Below are 16364 nucleotides of genomic sequence, written 5' to 3' on the forward strand. Positions count from 1 at the left end.
ATTCACAGTTCACTCATAGCCGAGTCATGGCGGGAACGAAGTTTCGGCGCCCAGAGTTGTAGCAGTTGGAAGCCGCTCGGAAGGAAAGCAATGACCCATAAGGCCGTCCGCTACGTCACCAAATCCACCGCCGCAGCCGCCGGGACCATCGCCACAGCCGCCTCATCCGTGGCCGCCGCTGCCGTGGCGGCATCCATCATTCTCAGCCCCGTCGCTGACGCCTCGACCCGGCTTGAGGGAGTGCAGGCGGATCTCCAGCGGGCAGTGCAGCTCAACCAGATCACCGAGGAGCAGGCGCTGCGGTTCGAGGCCAAGCTTGCCGGCCGGATCCTCGGCGAAGCCTGACTTTCCGCGGATTTTCGGCCCGCTGATCCCCGATTTTATTCTTCGGCAGAAGTTCTGTAAGGTTGTCTTGCCGCGGTGATGGAAACAAAGCCGTGGTGATCTTCTTTTGAAGTTCGGCAGATTACCCGAGCGGCCAAAGGGGGCTGACTGTAAATCAGCTGGCAACGCCTACGGGGGTTCGAATCCCTCATCTGCCACCCACGGGAAAACCCGCCTGACCTACTAAACGGTAGGAAAGGCGGGTTTTTTCATGCCCTCAATCGGGAGGAAGAAGGCGGACGTTTTTGCGGTGGCCCGTTCTACCGGGCAGGACGCGTCCCTGCGTCCGTGCCAGAGCCGGACGTTGGAACGAAGTTCCAGTCGAAAGACCCGTTGGCGCGGAGTGTCATCCTTAGGAAACCGTGAGTGTCGCTGAACCGCTTCACAATGTACGGCGGACTGCTGGTGAAGGATCGGAGGCCGATGCCTCCCGTGGAAACCTGGAACGCAGTCATTCCGTCACTGACGCACCGGTCAGCGTTGTTGACCGGACATGAGCGTTCGTAGTTGTGTTGTGACCCTGACAGGGTGAGCCGCACCCGGTGCTTCCACATCACGTCGATCCACGGTTTGAGTTCAGCGGCCCTGCTATGTCCGCCGGTGTCCGATGTGAAGTACGGATCGTGGTGCACGACGGCCAGGTGCTTACCCGCGGCCTGCGCGGCAGCGAGGTCCTTGTCCAGCCACGTCGTCAACGCCCGAGCCTGTGCCGGGTTGTACCGCCACTGAGCGGACGACAGGAACGCGAAGTGCCAGTTCCCGAAGTCCTTCGAGTACGGTTGCCCGTTCCTGATGAACCCACGCTGCTGGTTGATTGCAGCCTTCGCGGGGGCACCCGGGCATTGTCCGTTCATGAAGTTGTCGAGGTCTTCGTTCCGTCCGGGTTGCCAGTCATGGTTGGGTGCGGACACCCAGTACAGTTTGGGTTTCGTGCCACCCCAAAGCCGCGTCCAGTAGTTCACGTAGTCAGCGCAGTACGGGGTGTCGTACTGGAAGTCCCCGAGCCCCAGGAACGCGTCAATCTGCTTGTTCTGCACGAGCGCAGTGATCGCCGCTCCGTTCCGCCCGGAGGGGCTATCGGGTGCCAACGACTTCTCGCCGTTCATGTCACCGACAGCGGCGATCCTCACGTCACCAGAACGTAAGGCGGTCTCGGTGGCTGATGGTGGGCGTGGCCCAGCCTGAGTCGTAGTTGGTCGCGGCACCCCGTCACTGTTGTTACCACCGCCGATAGCAAGGGACGCGGCCCAGAGACCAGCGACGCCTAGGAGGAAAACGGACATTCCAGCGATAACACGATTGCGGCGCATGGGGTGCCTCCCGTCATTGGGGTGCGATGAGTGCTACTGCCGGTACGCCCGGTAGGTCTGCCTTCGAGTGTAGAACAACTCCTGGCCGGGCTTCGGACATACGATTCGACGGCGCCGTCAGTTGAGGGCTACGACGAGCATCTGGGTGGTGCCCGGAATGCAGGTCTGCAGGACTGCCCGGGGGAACCCGCCGAACACCGCAGCGACGTCGTTGGTGGTGCCGGGGTTCGGCACTTGGCTCCGGGCCGAGACCCGGTACGAGCCATAGCCCGGAATGTCGACGCGCTCACCGACGCTGATTCCCGAGAACCGGGCCCAGCCGCCGCAGAAGTCGTGCTCGGTGATGAAGAGCGAGTATCCGTCGGTGGGTGTGAAGTGGATGGGTCCGATGCAGCTGTCCACCATCGCCTGGCCGCCCGCGCCCGCCACATAGATGGTCCGCACCGCAGGAGCCGGTGCCGGCGCTGGGGCCGGAGCGGGAGCTTGTGCCGGTGCCGGTGCGGACACCGCGGGGCCGCTGAGCTTGAGCATCTGGCCCGGAACAATGACGGAGCTGGGCCAAAGGCCGTTGGCTGCCAGCACACCGCCGGTGCTGACATTGAAGCGTGCCGCGATGGAACTGACCGTGTCGCCGGCAACCACCCGGTAGGAGGTGGGCTTGGGCGCGGGGGCCGCCGCCGCAACCTTGCGGACGGTTGCGGTTTTCACGGGTGCCTTTACTGTCGCCTTGGTGGGTGCCTTGGCAGCTGGCTTCGAAGGTGCCTTCGCCTGCGGCGTGGTGGCGGGTGCCGCGGCCACGGCCGTGGCCGGCACGCTCGCGGCCGGTGCGGCGGCGGGCGCTGCGGACGAAGTCTCGGCCGCCGGCTGTTCAACGGCGGCTGGCTGTTCGACGGCGGCCGGTTGGCCGACAGCGGCAGCCGGGCTCCCGCCGTCGGACGCCACCAGCGCGCTGACGCCCGCCCCCGCAGCCAGCAGGGCTGCGGACACCGCTGCGGATATGAGCAGCGCCCGGGCAGCGGGCCTTCCGGCAAGCGGTCCGTGCCTGCCCCGGGAAGGTCTGACGAAGCTTTCCGCCTCCGGCGTCGGAATGCTCGGCTCCGGTGTGCTCAGCGCCGATGGAAGGCGCCGCTGATCGTTGTCGTGGCCAGAAGTGTTCTGGGGATCTGGCGTCTCCTGATGGTTCATGGCGGACCTTTGCTTCGTGCGCAGGCGGTGTCCGGGTGCGCGGCGGACGGTGACGCGCAGACACAGGAGGCGCTCGGGCCCAAGGGCGGAAGCGGGGCATATGGGGCGCATGACCGCTATTCATGAGTGGTGCACGCTGCTCGCTAACGTGCCGGCCCCAGCCTGATTCGAGTGTAGGAAGCCCGGCAGGGGCCCGCACGAGTAGGGAATACCTGTTTTTCCGGGAGAGGGCACTTGTTTGCCGCAGCAGGCACAGGTTTTCCGGGGCGCCGGACAGCCCCCGACGCCTGAGCCCGGGTGGCAGGCGAAGAATATTCCCGGTGACGCGGGGAGCGAACAAGGCGCCGGCGCGCGGGACTTAGGGACACGCCTCGCGTACGGTTGAACCATGGCTACCGTTGACATCACAGGTGAACAGTTCGCATCGACCATCGAGGGCAACGACATTGTCCTGGTGGACTTCTGGGCTGAATGGTGTGGCCCGTGCCGCCAGTTCGCTCCCACGTACTCCGCGGTTTCGGAGAAGCACCCGGACGTCGTTTTCGCGAAGGTGGACACCGAGGCCGAGCAGCAGCTGGCAGCCGAGGCGGGCATCTCCTCGATCCCCACGCTGATGGCGTTCCGCGAGAAGGTGCTGGTCTTCTCGCAGCCGGGCGCGCTGGCGGCCCCGCAGCTCGAGCAGGTCATTGACGCAGTCAAGGCGCTCGACATGGAGGAAGTCCACGCGCACGTGGCCCGCGCCCAGGCCGAGGCTGCCGCAGCGGCGGGCGACAGCGCCAAGGCTGCCGGGCCCCAGGACGGCTCGCAGATCCCCGACTTCTAAAGACCGCTGACTTCCAAGCACAACTTAAACAGCAACGCGGGGTCACTTTCCGCCCAATAACCTCGGTTCATTGGGCGGAAAGTGACCCCGCGTTGCTTTGTAAAGGGGGACTAGAGGCGTTCCACCTGGACCGGTTCGGCCAGGAGGGCGCTGAGGGATTCATTCAGGTCCTGCAGGGCGATGCCCTTGGAGTGCGCGTCGAGGGCCTCTTCCGACTCCCACCGCTCGGTCAGGACCAGCTTCTCCTCCGTCGCCTCGGTGAGCTCGTACCGGATGCAGCCGGGCTCGTTGACTACCTCGTCAATGGCGATTTCCAGAGCGAGTTTCACGCGGAAGAACTCGCCGTCGTTGGGGATGAACGTGGCCTGCAGGTCGATGGGTGCACTCATGGATTTCACAATACCGGCCCTCACCGGCGTGCCCGGACCCGTTACGCCAGATGGGCCGGCCGGATTGCTTCTCTAGCACCCGGCTGCTTGATAGCGTGCCATCATGCGCGCTTACACCGCCGGGGACGCGGACGTCCCCCTGCTGGAGGAAACCATTGGCGAGAATTTTGAGCGCGTGGTGGCGCAGTTCCCGCTGCATGACGCGCTGATCGAGGCCGCCGCTGTGCCGGGGGGGGACGCCCGCCGGTGGAGCTACACCAAACTGAACGACGACGTCGACCGCCTCGCCCGCGCGCTCCTCGCCCTGGGCATCGCGAAAGGTGAGCGGATCGGCATCTGGAGCCCGAACTGCGCGGAATGGACCATCCTGCAGTACGCGACGGCGAAGATCGGGGCGGTCCTGGTCAACGTGAATCCTTCCTACCGCAGCCACGAACTGGAGTTCGTGGTGAGGCAGAACGGCATGCGGATGCTGGTCACGGCGCCGTCGGACCGGAACAGCGACTACGTGGGGATGGCGCACCAGGCGCTCGCCGGATGCCCGGACCTTCAAGAGCTCGTGTTCCTGCCGGACTTCGAAGTGGAAGGGCTCGACGCCGGCGTCCCCCTGGGTGATCAGGAGTTCACGTACGCCGAGCTGCTCAAGCGGGCGGACGCCGTCGCGCATTCAGAGCTGAGGGCCCGGATGGCGGGCCTGGATCCGCACGACCCGATCAACCTGCAGTACACCTCCGGAACCACGGGCTTCCCGAAGGGTGCGACGCTGACGCACCACAACATCCTCAACAACGGGTATTCCATCGGCGAGCTGCTCAACTACACCGAACACGACCGCGTGGTGATTCCGGTGCCGTTCTACCACTGCTTCGGGATGGTGATCGGCAACCTGAACGCGCTGAGCCACGGCGCCGCGACGATCATTCCGGGACGCGGGTTCACGCCGGCCGCCGCGCTGGAGGCCGTGCAGGACTTCGGCGGGACCTCCCTGTACGGGGTTCCCACCATGTTCATCGCCGAACTCGCACTGCCCGACTTTGCCTCGTACGACCTCTCCACCCTCCGCACCGGGGTGATGGCCGGTTCACTGTGTCCCATCGAGGTGATGAACCGCGTGATTTCCGAGATGAACATGAAGGACGTGGCCATCTGCTACGGCATGACCGAGACGTCGCCGGTGTCCACCATGACCCGTGACGGCGACACGCTGCGGCAGCGGACGGAAACAGTAGGGCGCACCATGCCGCGGCTGGAGAACAAGATCGTTGACCCGGCTGGGGAGGTTGTGGAGCGCGGCGAGATCGGTGAACTGTGCACCCGGGGATACGCCGTCATGCAGGGGTACTGGGACCAGCCGGAGAAGACGGCCGAGGCCATCGACGCCGACGGCTGGATGCACACAGGCGACCTTGCCCGCATGGACGACGACGGGTACGTGGTGATCGAAGGCCGGATGAAGGACATGGTGATCCGCGGCGGCGAAAACGTCTACCCGCGCGAGATCGAGGAGTTCCTCTACACGCACCCGTCAATCCAGGACGTGCAGGTGATCGGGGTGCCCGACGCCACGTACGGCGAGGAGCTCATGGCCTGCGTCATCCTCAAGCCCGGGGCCGGACCGCTGGACGCGGCGGCGGTGGCTGAGTTTTGCCGCGGCAAGCTGGCGCACTACAAGGTGCCCCGCTACGTCGACGTCCGCGACAGCTTCCCCATGACGGTGTCCGGGAAGATCCGCAAGGTGGAGATGCGCGAGGAAGCCGTCGCCCGGCTGGGCCTCTAAGCGCGAACGTACCTCTGAAAAGCAACGCGGGGTCACATATCGCCCAATGAGGTGCCGCCATTGGACGATATCTGACCCCGCGTTGCAGTTGCAGCATTGGGGCTGTGGATAACTCCAAAAGGGTTCGGCGGCCCGCCAGAATAGTTCCCATGGCCCGCCCGACGCCGCTCTCGGAAACCCTGCATGAGCTCCCCTTTACCGTGTACCAATCACGGGCGCACGGAGTGACAGAAAAACGGCTCCGCGCCCAAGATCTCGCCGACGGCGGACGTCTGATCTATCTGCCGAAGGGGCGCGTTCTCGACCTGCAGGCACGGGCCCGGGTGCTGGCGGCGGCAACCCCGGGAGCCTGGGTGTCGCATCAGACCGCAGCCGAGCTAACGCTGTTGGGACTGCCGCCGTGGATGGACGGGGAGACCGTTCACCTGAGCAAGCCGCACGAGCTGCCGAGGGTTCGCCGCACCGGAGTGGTAGGCCACCGTGTTCGGGTGGTTCCGGGCGAAATCGGGGAGTGTGACGGCATTCCCATCTCGTTGCCGCCCCGGACCTGGCTGGACCTTGCGGCGGTGCTCCCTCTGAAGTACGTCGTTGCCATGGGGGATCAGCTGATCCGGATTCCGCGGCCTCAGTTCGAGGGCCGCACGGAGCCCTATGCGTACAAGGAGGGGCTGCGCCTGCTCATCCGGCAGCATCCGAACATGAGGGGTGTTGAGAAGGCAAGGCTGGCCCTTGACGAAATGCGGGTGGGCGCCGATTCCTACCCTGAAACTTTCCTCCGGATAGCGATGTTGGATGCGCATTTGCCGGAGCCGGAACTGCAGGTGCGCCTGGACCCCCGAGATCCCTGGTCGCCGACTGCCGACCTCGGGTACCGGCGTTTCCGGATCGCACTGCAGTACGACGGCGAGCATCACCTGTCGCGTGAACAGCAGTCCCGCGATAACCGGCGCGACGAGGCATTCACCAGCGCCGGCTGGTCCTACTTCAAGGTGAATGCCGACGACATGGACGAGGGATTCCGGGGCGTGATCAGCCGGATCAAAAGTGCGAAACGTCGTGCGGCCTAGGGCAACGCGGGGTCAGATATCGCCCGATGGAGGCGGTTTATTGGGCGCGAAGTGACCCCGCGTTGCAGTTAAAGGGAGCTGGTCAGTGGCTCCGGTGGTCCTGGATGGTCATCCGCGGACCGAACGTGGGCTTACGGAAGCCGCTGAGGCCGAGCATGCGGACCACCCGCTGCCGGTGCCCGGTCCACGGTTCCAGCAGGGCCAGCATGCCGGCGTCGTCCGTCCGCCGTCCGGTCAGCGCCGCGCCAACGTACGCTGCCAGGTGGTAATCGCCCACCGCGATGGAGTCGGGGCAGCCGTGCGTCCGCTGCACCACCTCGGCGGCCGTCCACACGCCGATTCCCGGGATGGTCTGCATCTTGGCGGCTGCCTCCGCCGCCGGGAGGGACGCCAGCCGTTCAAGGGCGACGGCGGAGCGCAGGGCGCGCATGACGGTCGCCGAGCGCTGCGGGCCGACCCCCGCCTTGTGCCACTCCCAGGACGGAATGCGGAGCCACCCCTCAGCAGTGGGCCGGACCAGCAGCCCGGGAGGTGCGATGGTACCGGCGCCGGGAGCGGGCGTTCCGTGACGGTACATCAGGTAGCGGAAACCCCGCCGTGCCTCAATCACGGTGACCTTCTGCTCCAGAATGGTGGGCACGAGCGAGTCAACCATCCGCCCGGTGGAGGGAAGACGGACGTCGGGGTTCCGGCGTCGGGCCTCACGGACCAGGTGGGGGAGTGTTGCTGCGAAGGAAGGCTCGTCAAACGCCGACCAGTCGTCAGTCTCGCCGAGGAGCCGCGGGAGGGCCCCGAGAGCGGCACCCGACCCGGGCCCCCAGGCCTGGGCATCGATGCAGGGGCCAGCGGCGGCAAGGTCCTCGGACCTGTCACCGGCGCGGTCCGCCGTCACGGTGAGCCGCAGAGTCACCGGGCCTTCTGGCGTCGTGAACGCCATCCATAGCCCGTCCGGCCGCGAGGAGAAGGAGGGGTCGCCGTTGCCGCGCATCAGGATCCCGAGGGTCCGGTGAAGGTCATACGGGCCGCCCGGATGCCACCTGAGGGACGCATCCGCCGCGGCTGCCAGCCGGGCAGGGGCGTCAGCAATGGTCATGCAAACATCGTCCCACGCCGGACCGACAAACCTGCCGCCGGGGCTGCCGGCCGGGCTTTTCCCAGGCCCTTAACCAGGGACGGTGCCAGGACTACAATCCCCAGTGTGGCGCGGGTCCGCCGCGCCACTTTCTTCGAGTTGTAGGTGATCGCAATGGGTGGAGTAGTGCATTTTGAAATCCCCGCGGACGACCAGGACCGGGCGAGAAACTTCTACAATCAGGCCCTCGGCTGGCGTATCGACCCCATGCCGGAGATGGACTACAACGTGGTGATCACCACACCGATGGACGAAAAGAGCGGCAGGCCCACCGAACCGGGCGCCATCAACGGCGGCATGATGGCCAGGGACGGGGAGCTGACCTCGCCTGTCATCACCGTGGACGTTGAGGACATCGACGCGACGCTGCGCACGGTCGAGCAGCTGGGCGGTTCGGTGGTGAAGCCGAAGGAGACCATTCCGGGCATGGGCCACTACGCCTACTTCAAAGACACCGAGGGCAACATCCTGGGGCTCTGGGAGAACCTCCCGGCCGACGCCGGCGGAGCTACTGGCTGACCTGCTCCTCGCCGAAGCGGCCGCGGGCCTCCACCGGGATCAGCGGTTTCTGGGCGCGGATCCGAAGCTCCTGCACTGCCCATGTGTTGCCGTCCGGGTCACTGAATCCGAAGAAGGTTCCGCCGTCGCGCTCGTCGAAGACGGTGATCTCGCTCGCCTCCACGCCGCGGCTGAGCAGCTCATCACGCGCGGCCCGGGCATCCGCCACCACGAGCTGCAGACCCCGCATGGAGCCCGGGGCCATCTCGTTCTGCGACGGAAGATCGCCGATGACGATCGAACACCCCGAACCGGGAGGCGTCAGCTGGACCACGTGCATGTGCTCGTTCTGCGTGTCGTGGTCCAAGGTGAAGCCGACCTTGTCCCGGTAGAACTCCACAGCCCGGCCGATGTCGCTCACGGGCAGCACAACCACTTCGAGGGTCCAGTCCAAGGCACTGTTCCTTTCAACGACTCCGGTGAATGGCGCCCGGCCGCGGGTGCCGTAGCCAGCTTGCCCTGCCCGGACAGGTCTTGGCTAGTACTTCAGGAACGGGCTTCGGGAATGCCAGGGAAGCCGTCAAGCTATCCCGCTCCCCAGCCAGAGGGCCAGGACTGCCAGGGGAAGTGCCAGGACAACGGCGATCACGCCCGCCACCGCGAAGCCGCCCCAGCGCACGCGCAGGTTGAGGCTCTGCAGCCGCTCGTGCCACAGGAGTGTGGCGAGCGACGCCCACGGCGAAATGAGCGGCCCCAGGTTCACCCCGATCAGGAGTGCGCCCAGCCTGAGCGGCGATCCGGCTGTGGGCTCCAGGGCCAGGTAGGCGGGAAGGTTGTTGGCGATGTTGGCGGAACCGGCGCCCAGCGCCGCGAGGCGCAGCAGGTCAGGGAACGTCTCCCCGGTCCCGGCAGCCGGTGCCAGGGCCCCGGTGAGGCCATGCGCGTGCAGAGTCTCAACCACCATGAACAGTCCTGCGGTCAGCATCAGCGGACGCCATGGCAGCATCGACCAGCGCAGGACTGACGGCCGCCGCCACACGAACATGGCCACCAGGAACCCGGCCGCGAGCATGGCAGGAACCGCCACAGGAATCCCCGAAACCAGCGCCGGGAGCAGCACGAGCAACGTGCCGGCCGATGCCCGGAGCAGCGTCCGGTCGCGTGCCGGGTGAACGGGCTGCGGCCCGTAGCGGCCGCGCAGGTCCCGGTGGAAGGCCAGCCACAGCAGCAGCGCGGGCACCAGGACGCCGACGGCGGCAGGGGCCCACATCAGCCCGGCGAATCCCAGCGGGCTCAGTGACATGTTTCCCTGCGCCAACAGGTTCGTGAGGTTGGAGACCGGCAGGAACAGGGACGCCGTATTGGCCAGCCACACCGTGCTCAGGGCGAACGGCAGGGGCGGGATCTTCGCATGGACGGCGAGCAGCACCACCACGGGTGTCACGAGCACGGCAGTGGTATCGAGGGACAGAAAAGCGGTGGCAACAGAGGACAGTGCAAGCACAAGGAGCCACAGCAGGAAGACGCTGCCCCGGCCCAGCGCCGAAATCCGGTCTGTCACCACGTGGAACAGGCCCGCATCATCAACCAGTTCCGTGACAAGGGTCATCGCCACCACGAAGGCCAGGACGGGGCCCGTACGCCCGGCCAGCTCTCCGAACGCGGGCCATGGCAGCAGGCCGCCTGCCAAGCAGCCGGCTCCGGCAAGCAGCATGAAGCCCGGCAGAAGATAGCTCCGCACATTCTTCGGTATTCGCAGGGGTGCCACCGCCTAATCTTCGCACCGAGCGCCGCCGGGACAATCAAGCGGTCCAAGACGGTAAGTTGGTACCCATGAAGTACGCCCAGTCTGTCCTGGACCTCATCGGCAACACCCCGCTCATCAAGCTCAACCACGTCACCGAGGGCATCAAGGCCACCGTCCTCGTGAAGCTGGAATACGTGAACCCCGGCGGATCCATCAAGGACCGCATCGCGGCGAAGATGGTCGAGGAAGCCGAGCGCGACGGCAAGCTCAAGCCCGGCGGCACCATCATCGAGCCGACTTCCGGGAACACCGGCGTCGGACTGGCCCTGGTGGCGCAGCAAAAAGGCTACAAGTGCATCTTCGTGGTCCCGGACAAGGTAGGCGAGGACAAGCGCGCGGTCCTGGAGGCCTACGGCGCCGAAGTGGTGGTGACGCCCACCTCCGTCGCCCCGGACAGCCCGCAGAGCTACTACGGCGTGTCCGACCGCCTGGTCACCGAAATCCCCGGCGCGTACAAGCCGGATCAGTTCTCCAACCCCGCGGCGCCGCTGAGCCACTACGAGACCACCGGCCCCGAGATCTGGCGGGACACCGACGGCAAGGTGACGCACTGCGTCATCGGCGCCGGCACCGGCGGGACGATCACGGGCACGGGCCGCTTCCTCAAGGAGGTGTCGGCGGACCGTCCGGAGTCCGACGGCGGCCCGGTCAGGATCATCGGGGCCGATCCCGAAGGCTCTGTCTACTCAGGCGGCACCGGGCGCCCGTACTTCGTTGAGGGCGTGGGTGAGGACATGTGGCCCGCCAACTACGACAAGTCGGTCCCGGACCAGGTCCTCGCCGTCAGCGACGCTGACTCGTTCGCCATGACCCGGCGGCTTGCCCGCGAGGAGGGCCTGCTGGTGGGCGGTTCCTCCGGCATGGCCGTGGTGGCAGCCCTGCGCACAGCCCGGGACCTGCCCGAGGACGCGGTGGTTGTGGTGATCCTGCCCGACTCCGGCCGCGGCTACCTCGCCAAGATCTTCAACGACCAGTGGATGCGCTCCTACGGCTTCCTCTCCGGCGGCGAGGAGACCTCCGTGGGTGAGGTCATCAAGTCCAAGACGGGCGAACTGCCGGACTTGGTGCACATCCACCCCAACGAAACCGTCCGCGACGTCATCAACATCATGAACGAGTTCGGCGTCAGCCATATCCCCGTGCTCTCCCAGGAACCGCCCGTGGTGATGGGCGAAGTGCTCGGCGCCGTGGACGAGCGGACCCTGACCGCCAAGCTCTTCCGCGGCGAGGCCAAACTGACGGACAAGATCGCCGAGCACATGGGCGAGAAGCTTCCGGTAATCGGTTCACTCGAAACCATCTCCGCCGCCCGCGAGCTGCTCTCCGACGTCGACACCGTGATGGTGACGTTCGTCGGCGCCCCCATCGGCATCCTGACCCGCCACGACCTCCTCGCCTACCTCAGCCACTAGTCCAAGGAGCCCCATGTCTGCCTCTGAGAACCAAGGATTCAACACCCGCGCCGTGCACGCCGGCCAGGCCTTCGAGCCGCGCACCGGCGCCGTGGTTCCGCCCCTTCACTTCAGCTCGACATATGCCCAGGACGGCATAGGCGGGCTGCGGGATGGCTACGAATACGGCCGCGGCGGCAACCCGACCCGCGATGCCCTGCAGGAACAGCTCGCGGCGCTCGAGCGCGGCACCCACGCCTACTCCTTCAGCTCGGGACTGGCGGCCGAGGACTCGCTCATCCGCGCCCTGATGCGGCCCGGCGACCACATCGTGCTCGGCAACGACGCCTACGGCGGGACCTACCGGCTGATCAGCCGCGTGCTGGGCGAGTGGGGGATCGGCAACACCCCCGTCGACATGTCCGATCTCGATGCCGTTATGGCGGCGGTTGGCGCCAACAAGACACGCTTCGTCTGGGTGGAAACACCGTCCAACCCGATGATGAAGATCACCGACATCGAGGCACTCGCCAAGGTGGCGCACGACGCCGGGGCCCTCCTGATCGTCGACAACACCTTCGCGTCGCCCTACCTGCAGACCCCGCTCGACCTGGGTGCCGACGTCGTGGTCCACTCCACCACCAAGTACATCGGCGGCCACTCCGACGTGGTGGGCGGTGCGATCGTGGTCAAGGACGCCGGACTGGCCGAGAAGATCGGCTTCGTGCAGTTCGCCGTTGGTGCCGTGTCCGGCCCGATGGACGCGTTCCTCACCACGCGCGGGCTCAAGACCCTGGGCGTGCGCATGGACCGGCACAGCGACAACGCCCAGGCCGTGGCCGAATGGCTCCTCGAGCGCCCCGAGGTGGAAGCGGTCCTGTACCCGGGCCTGCCCTCGCACCCCGGCCACGAGCTCGCCAGGAAGCAGATGAAGAAGTTCGGCGGCATGATCTCGGTGCAGTTCAAGGGCGGCGAGGCCGCTGCACGCAAGGTGGCCGAATCGACGTCGGTCTTCACCCTGGCCGAATCGCTGGGCGGCATCGAATCGCTGATGAATTACCCCTCGGAGATGACCCATGCCTCGGTCAAGGGCACGGAACTGGCCGTCCCCGTGAACCTGATCCGGCTCTCGTGCGGCATCGAGGACGTCGAGGACCTCATCGCCGATCTTGAGCAAGCCTTCACGCACATCCAGTGACGGCCTCCCCGCAGACGCAGCAAGGGGTCGGCACCCGGCAGGAGCCCGGCAATCCGGGCAACGCGCGCCGGGCCGTCCTCGGGTGGCTGGCGACGGCGGGCGGTGCTGCCGCCGTCGTCCTCGCCCTGGCGTGGCTGTACGCCGAATACGCCCCGGTCATGAACGACTTCGAGGTCTACTACTACGGCGGCACCAAAGTGCTGCAGACCGGCGAGGCGGGCATCAGCGAACTGTACGCGCCCCGGGACGGCCTGCCGTTCACCTATCCGCCGTTCGCCGCGCTGCTGTTCGCCGGCCTGGCCACCCTGAGCCTGGGCCAAAGCGGGCAGCTCTTCATCTGGGCGGCGCTCGGCGGGGCCGCGGTGGTCTCGGCCTGGCTCGCCCGGCACTACTTCGGGATGACCCGCTGGCGGGACGCTTTCGCGGACTGGCGGTTCCGGACCGTGGCACTGGCCGGCACCGGGGCCATCGTGCTGCTGGGACCGTGGCGTGACACCTTCGTCTTCGGGCAGATCAACATCATCCTGATGGGCCTGATCCTGGCCGACTTCGCGCTGCACGGAAAGGCCCGGGCGGGTGAGATCCGCTGGCCGGCGGGCCTGCTGATCGGCGTCGCTGCCGGGATCAAGCTGACACCGCTCGCCTTCGGCCTGTACTTCCTGGTGCGCCGCGATTTCAAGGCCCTGGGCTGGATGGCGGCCGGTTTCCTCGGCTCCATCGCCGTGGCATGGGCCGCCCTGCCCCAGGCGTCCGCGACGTTCTGGACCAAAATCCTGCCCAACACCGGGCGCATCGGCGATCCCGGGTACGTGGACAACCTGTCGCTGAAGGGGCTGCTGCTCCACTTCGGACTGCCGGACTCGGGATTCACCAGCCTGCTCTGGCTGGTGCTCGCGCTGGCCCTGGCAGGACTCACGGCGCTGGTGATCAGGTGGGCGGTGGCCGTGGAGGAAAACTTCGTGGCGGTTTCCGCGACCGCGGTGCTCATGCTCCTGGTCAGCCCCGTCTCGTGGTCCCATCACTGGGTGTGGATCGCGGTGGCACTGCCGTCCATGGCCTTCGCCATGCACCGCGTTCCCTCCCGGACCGGCCTGATGCGGCTGGGCGGCTGGCTGGTGGTGGCGGCCTCGGCCGTGGCCTTCTACCTCGCGCCCAAGGACCTCGCCATGGCGGCCGGCGCGGAGGTGTGGGGCGTTAACCCGCGGACGCAGTGGCCGCTGATGGCCTCCAGCCTGGGTGTGCTGTGCGGCGTGGCGCTGCTGGTGTACTGGGCGGCAGCGTACCGGCCCTCGCGGACGGGGATCCGTCAGCGCCGCTGAAGGGGTGGCTTTCTTCAAGAAAGTCAACTAGTCTCGCAGCATGGCTCTCCGCTCCGACTGGTCCCAGCGCAACTGCAGCATGGCCCGCGGCCTGGACATTTTCGGCGACCCCTGGGGCATGCTGGTCCTCCGCGAGGTCTTCTTCGGCAACGGCCGCTTCGACGCGATGAAAACGCGCCTCCAGGTGGCTGACTCCGTCCTCACCCGGCGGCTTGCCTCCCTGGTGGAGTCCGGCCTGCTGGCAAAACAGCCGTACGATGACGGCGGACGCACCCGCCAGGAATACGTCCTCACCGCCAAAGGCGAGGACGCCCTGCCGGTGCTCAATGCCGTCGTGATCTGGTCCGAAAAGCACCTGCAGGCGCCGTCCGAGCAGGCCCACATGTACGTCGTCCACGCCGCCTGCGGGCAGCGCACGGGCTCGGCCGATACCTGCACCGAATGCGGTGAACGGCTCACCGCGGAGAACACCAGCTGGCACAGCCTGACCCGCAGCAGCGCGCCGCTCCCGCTGGCAACTGCCCAAAAGCACACCGACAAACCGGCGAACCGCATACAAAGCGGCGGAGAAGAAGGAACAGCCGCATGACCACCCCCGAGGACCCCGGAGTTTTTGTACAGATATCGCGCCCTGAAGGGGCCTTAGAGGACGATATCTGTACAAAAACTCCAGCAGTGGGGTTGACGAATCCAGAGGAGGGGCCGAAGAAACGGCGGCGCCTTCATCCGGCGTGGGCCGTGGCGGCGGTGGCGTTCCTGGCGCTCGTGGGTGCCGCCGGATTCCGTGCCGCGCCCGGCGTGCTCATGGTGCCGCTGCAGCAGGAGTTCGGCTGGTCCACCACGGTGCTCTCGTCCGCGGTAAGCATCAACCTGGTGCTGTTCGGCCTCACGGCTCCGTTCGCTGCGGCCCTCATGGAACGGTTCGGCATCCGGGCCGTCACCGCCGTCGCGCTCGGACTGATTGGCGCCGGCAGCGCCCTGACCGTGCTGGTCAACCAGTCCTGGCAGATCCTCCTCACCTGGGGCCTGCTGATCGGGCTGGGCACGGGCTCCATGGCCCTGGTGTTCGCGGCGACCATCGCCAACACCTGGTTCACCAAGAGCCGGGGCCTGGTGATCGGCATCCTGACCGCCGGCAGCGCCGCCGGCCAGCTGGTCTTCCTGCCGTTCATCGCGATGCTCGCCCAGGACCCGGGGTGGCGCCAGGCCTCGCTGCTCATCGCCGCCGGGGCGCTGGCCGTGGTTCCGCTGGTGCTGAAGTTCCTGAAAAACTCACCGGCCGACGTCGGGGCGTTGCCCTATGGGGCAGACGAACCGTCCGCCGCCGTCGGGAATGCCGCCGCCGGGAACGCCCCCGCCGGGAACGCTGCGGCCCGGGCGGCTGCGGAACCCAGTCGCAACGCTGCCGTCCGCGCGCTGCAGGTCCTCAGGCGTGCCAGCAGGGTGCGCACGTTCTGGGCGCTCGCGGCCGGGTTCGCCATCTGCGGCGCCACGACGAACGGGCTGATCGGCACGCACTTCATCCCGTCCGCCCACGACCACGGCATGCCCGAAACCACCGCTGCCGGCCTGCTCGCCGTCGTTGGGATCTTCGACATCCTGGGCACCATTGCCTCCGGCTGGCTGACCGACCGGTTCAACCCGCGGATCCTGCTGGCCGTGTATTACCAGTTCCGCGGGATCGGGCTCCTGGTGCTTCCGCTGCTGCTGGGATCCTCGGTCCAGCCCAGCATGATCGTGTTCGTGGTGATCTACGGCCTGGACTGGGTGGCCACGGTTCCGCCCACCGCAGCGATCTGCCGCCAGGTGTTCGGTGCCGACGGCAGCGTGGTGTTCGGCTGGGTGTTCGCGGCACACCAGCTGGGCGCAGCAGCAGCCGCCCTGGCCGCCGGGGCCATCCGGGACGCCACCGGCCACTACACGTATGCCTGGCTGGGAGCCGCCGCGATGTGCACCATCGCAGCGGTCATCAGCGCCACCATCCGCAAAGACGCCGGAAGACGAAAGCCCGCAGCAGTGGCAGTCGCTTCAGTAGACTGAGCGGGGCGCCCCTCGGGCGCGGGTCTTGCGGCAGAACGCGCTAC

Annotated in this window: 16 protein-coding genes and 1 tRNA gene; 11 read left to right on the plus strand and 6 right to left on the minus strand. The window is 67.0% G+C overall.

Annotation, left to right across the window (positions count from 1 at the left end; genetic code table 11):
• Positions 1-90 precede the first annotated feature (90 nt).
• Together AC57BR_RS21300 and AC57BR_RS21305 are read left to right on the plus strand one after the other, a co-directional pair.
• The gene (locus AC57BR_RS21300; protein ID WP_476906170.1) at positions 91-345 is read left to right on the plus strand and encodes a hypothetical protein; all 255 of its coding nucleotides are present in this window, start codon (positions 91-93) and stop codon (positions 343-345) included.
• Positions 346-460: 115 nt separating this feature from the next.
• Positions 461-542, plus strand: a tRNA-Tyr gene (locus AC57BR_RS21305).
• Between the two features lie 102 nt (positions 543-644).
• Here the strand turns inward: AC57BR_RS21305 and AC57BR_RS21310 are convergent.
• Entirely contained in the window at positions 645-1514 is an 870-nt protein-coding gene (locus AC57BR_RS21310) for a metallophosphoesterase family protein (protein ID WP_496364234.1), read from the minus strand.
• A 297-nt stretch (positions 1515-1811) separates the two neighbouring features.
• The gene (locus AC57BR_RS21315; RefSeq protein ID WP_496364236.1) at positions 1812-2879 is read right to left on the minus strand and encodes a LysM peptidoglycan-binding domain-containing protein; all 1068 of its coding nucleotides are present in this window, start codon (positions 2877-2879) and stop codon (positions 1812-1814) included.
• A gap of 388 nt (positions 2880-3267) precedes the next feature.
• On the opposite strand from AC57BR_RS21315, the gene AC57BR_RS21320 reads away from it, so the two are divergent.
• Complete coding sequence (locus AC57BR_RS21320; RefSeq protein WP_496364238.1) at positions 3268-3702, plus strand: thioredoxin family protein; 435 nt, start codon at positions 3268-3270, stop codon at positions 3700-3702.
• 110 nt (positions 3703-3812) lie between these two features.
• On the opposite strand, the gene AC57BR_RS21325 is transcribed toward AC57BR_RS21320, so the two are convergent.
• Positions 3813-4091, minus strand: a complete 279-nt coding sequence (locus AC57BR_RS21325) for a putative quinol monooxygenase (protein ID WP_003804267.1) — start codon at positions 4089-4091, stop codon at positions 3813-3815.
• A 103-nt stretch (positions 4092-4194) separates the two neighbouring features.
• Between AC57BR_RS21325 and AC57BR_RS21330 the strand changes: the two genes are divergently transcribed.
• Both AC57BR_RS21330 and AC57BR_RS21335 read left to right on the plus strand, forming a co-directional pair.
• Positions 4195-5868, plus strand: a complete 1674-nt coding sequence (locus tag AC57BR_RS21330; protein ID WP_496364240.1) for an AMP-binding protein — start codon at positions 4195-4197, stop codon at positions 5866-5868.
• 149 nt (positions 5869-6017) lie between these two features.
• Positions 6018-6935, plus strand: a complete 918-nt coding sequence (locus AC57BR_RS21335) for a putative endonuclease domain-containing protein (RefSeq protein WP_496364242.1) — start codon at positions 6018-6020, stop codon at positions 6933-6935.
• An 82-nt stretch (positions 6936-7017) separates the two neighbouring features.
• Here AC57BR_RS21335 and AC57BR_RS21340 read toward each other — a convergent pair whose 3' ends face one another.
• On the minus strand, positions 7018-8028 hold the full coding sequence (locus AC57BR_RS21340; RefSeq protein WP_496364244.1) for a DNA-3-methyladenine glycosylase family protein: 1011 nt from the start codon (positions 8026-8028) through the stop codon (positions 7018-7020).
• A 153-nt stretch (positions 8029-8181) separates the two neighbouring features.
• Between AC57BR_RS21340 and AC57BR_RS21345 the strand changes: the two genes are divergently transcribed.
• Positions 8182-8586: a VOC family protein gene (locus AC57BR_RS21345; RefSeq protein ID WP_003804272.1), complete on the plus strand. Its 405-nt coding sequence runs from the start codon at positions 8182-8184 to the stop codon at positions 8584-8586.
• Here the strand turns inward: AC57BR_RS21345 and AC57BR_RS21350 are convergent.
• Positions 8576-9019 carry a VOC family protein gene (locus AC57BR_RS21350; protein ID WP_496364246.1) on the minus strand — a complete coding sequence of 148 codons (444 nt, stop codon included), beginning with the start codon at positions 9017-9019 and terminating at the stop codon, positions 8576-8578. The genes AC57BR_RS21345 and AC57BR_RS21350 overlap by 11 nt on opposite strands.
• 126 nt (positions 9020-9145) lie before the next feature.
• Entirely contained in the window at positions 9146-10279 is a 1134-nt protein-coding gene (locus AC57BR_RS21355; protein WP_496365201.1) for an ArsB/NhaD family transporter, read from the minus strand.
• Positions 10280-10398: 119 nt separating this feature from the next.
• On the opposite strand from AC57BR_RS21355, the gene AC57BR_RS21360 reads away from it, so the two are divergent.
• From AC57BR_RS21360 to AC57BR_RS21380, 5 genes are read left to right on the plus strand one after another with little or no spacing between them, the layout of a single operon-like run.
• On the plus strand, positions 10399-11784 hold the full coding sequence (locus AC57BR_RS21360; RefSeq protein ID WP_496364248.1) for a cystathionine beta-synthase: 1386 nt from the start codon (positions 10399-10401) through the stop codon (positions 11782-11784).
• Positions 11785-11797: 13 nt separating this feature from the next.
• Complete coding sequence (locus AC57BR_RS21365) at positions 11798-12961, plus strand: cystathionine gamma-synthase (RefSeq protein ID WP_496364250.1); 1164 nt, start codon at positions 11798-11800, stop codon at positions 12959-12961.
• Complete coding sequence (locus AC57BR_RS21370) at positions 12958-14280, plus strand: glycosyltransferase 87 family protein (RefSeq protein WP_496364252.1); 1323 nt, start codon at positions 12958-12960, stop codon at positions 14278-14280. Before AC57BR_RS21365 ends, AC57BR_RS21370 begins: the two co-directional genes overlap by 4 nt.
• Before the next feature lie 40 nt (positions 14281-14320).
• Positions 14321-14869 carry a winged helix-turn-helix transcriptional regulator gene (locus AC57BR_RS21375; RefSeq protein ID WP_496364254.1) on the plus strand — a complete coding sequence of 183 codons (549 nt, stop codon included), beginning with the start codon at positions 14321-14323 and terminating at the stop codon, positions 14867-14869.
• On the plus strand, positions 14866-16320 hold the full coding sequence (locus AC57BR_RS21380; protein ID WP_496364256.1) for an MFS transporter: 1455 nt from the start codon (positions 14866-14868) through the stop codon (positions 16318-16320). Before AC57BR_RS21375 ends, AC57BR_RS21380 begins: the two co-directional genes overlap by 4 nt.
• The last annotated feature ends 44 nt before the right edge of the window (positions 16321-16364 follow it).

It is taken from the genome of Arthrobacter sp. BGA-UO-ETr-C19 (assembly GCF_059568005.1).

Bases quoted from the DNA above. Each gene is read 5' to 3' on its own strand.
- AC57BR_RS21300 (WP_476906170.1), top strand. From the start codon at position 91: ATGACCCATAAGGCCGTCCGCTACGTCACCAAATCCACCGCCGCAGCC.
- AC57BR_RS21315 (WP_496364236.1), bottom strand. From the start codon at position 2,879: ATGAACCATCAGGAGACGCCAGATCCCCAGAACACTTCTGGCCACGAC.
- AC57BR_RS21320 (WP_496364238.1), top strand. From the start codon at position 3,268: ATGGCTACCGTTGACATCACAGGTGAACAGTTCGCATCGACCATCGAG.
- AC57BR_RS21325 (WP_003804267.1), bottom strand. From the start codon at position 4,091: ATGAGTGCACCCATCGACCTGCAGGCCACGTTCATCCCCAACGACGGC.
- AC57BR_RS21330 (WP_496364240.1), top strand. From the start codon at position 4,195: ATGCGCGCTTACACCGCCGGGGACGCGGACGTCCCCCTGCTGGAGGAA.
- AC57BR_RS21335 (WP_496364242.1), top strand. From the start codon at position 6,018: ATGGCCCGCCCGACGCCGCTCTCGGAAACCCTGCATGAGCTCCCCTTT.
- AC57BR_RS21340 (WP_496364244.1), bottom strand. From the start codon at position 8,028: ATGACCATTGCTGACGCCCCTGCCCGGCTGGCAGCCGCGGCGGATGCG.
- AC57BR_RS21345 (WP_003804272.1), top strand. From the start codon at position 8,182: ATGGGTGGAGTAGTGCATTTTGAAATCCCCGCGGACGACCAGGACCGG.
- AC57BR_RS21355 (WP_496365201.1), bottom strand. From the start codon at position 10,279: ATGCTGCTTGCCGGAGCCGGCTGCTTGGCAGGCGGCCTGCTGCCATGG.
- AC57BR_RS21360 (WP_496364248.1), top strand. From the start codon at position 10,399: ATGAAGTACGCCCAGTCTGTCCTGGACCTCATCGGCAACACCCCGCTC.
- AC57BR_RS21365 (WP_496364250.1), top strand. From the start codon at position 11,798: ATGTCTGCCTCTGAGAACCAAGGATTCAACACCCGCGCCGTGCACGCC.
- AC57BR_RS21375 (WP_496364254.1), top strand. From the start codon at position 14,321: ATGGCTCTCCGCTCCGACTGGTCCCAGCGCAACTGCAGCATGGCCCGC.
- AC57BR_RS21380 (WP_496364256.1), top strand. From the start codon at position 14,866: ATGACCACCCCCGAGGACCCCGGAGTTTTTGTACAGATATCGCGCCCT.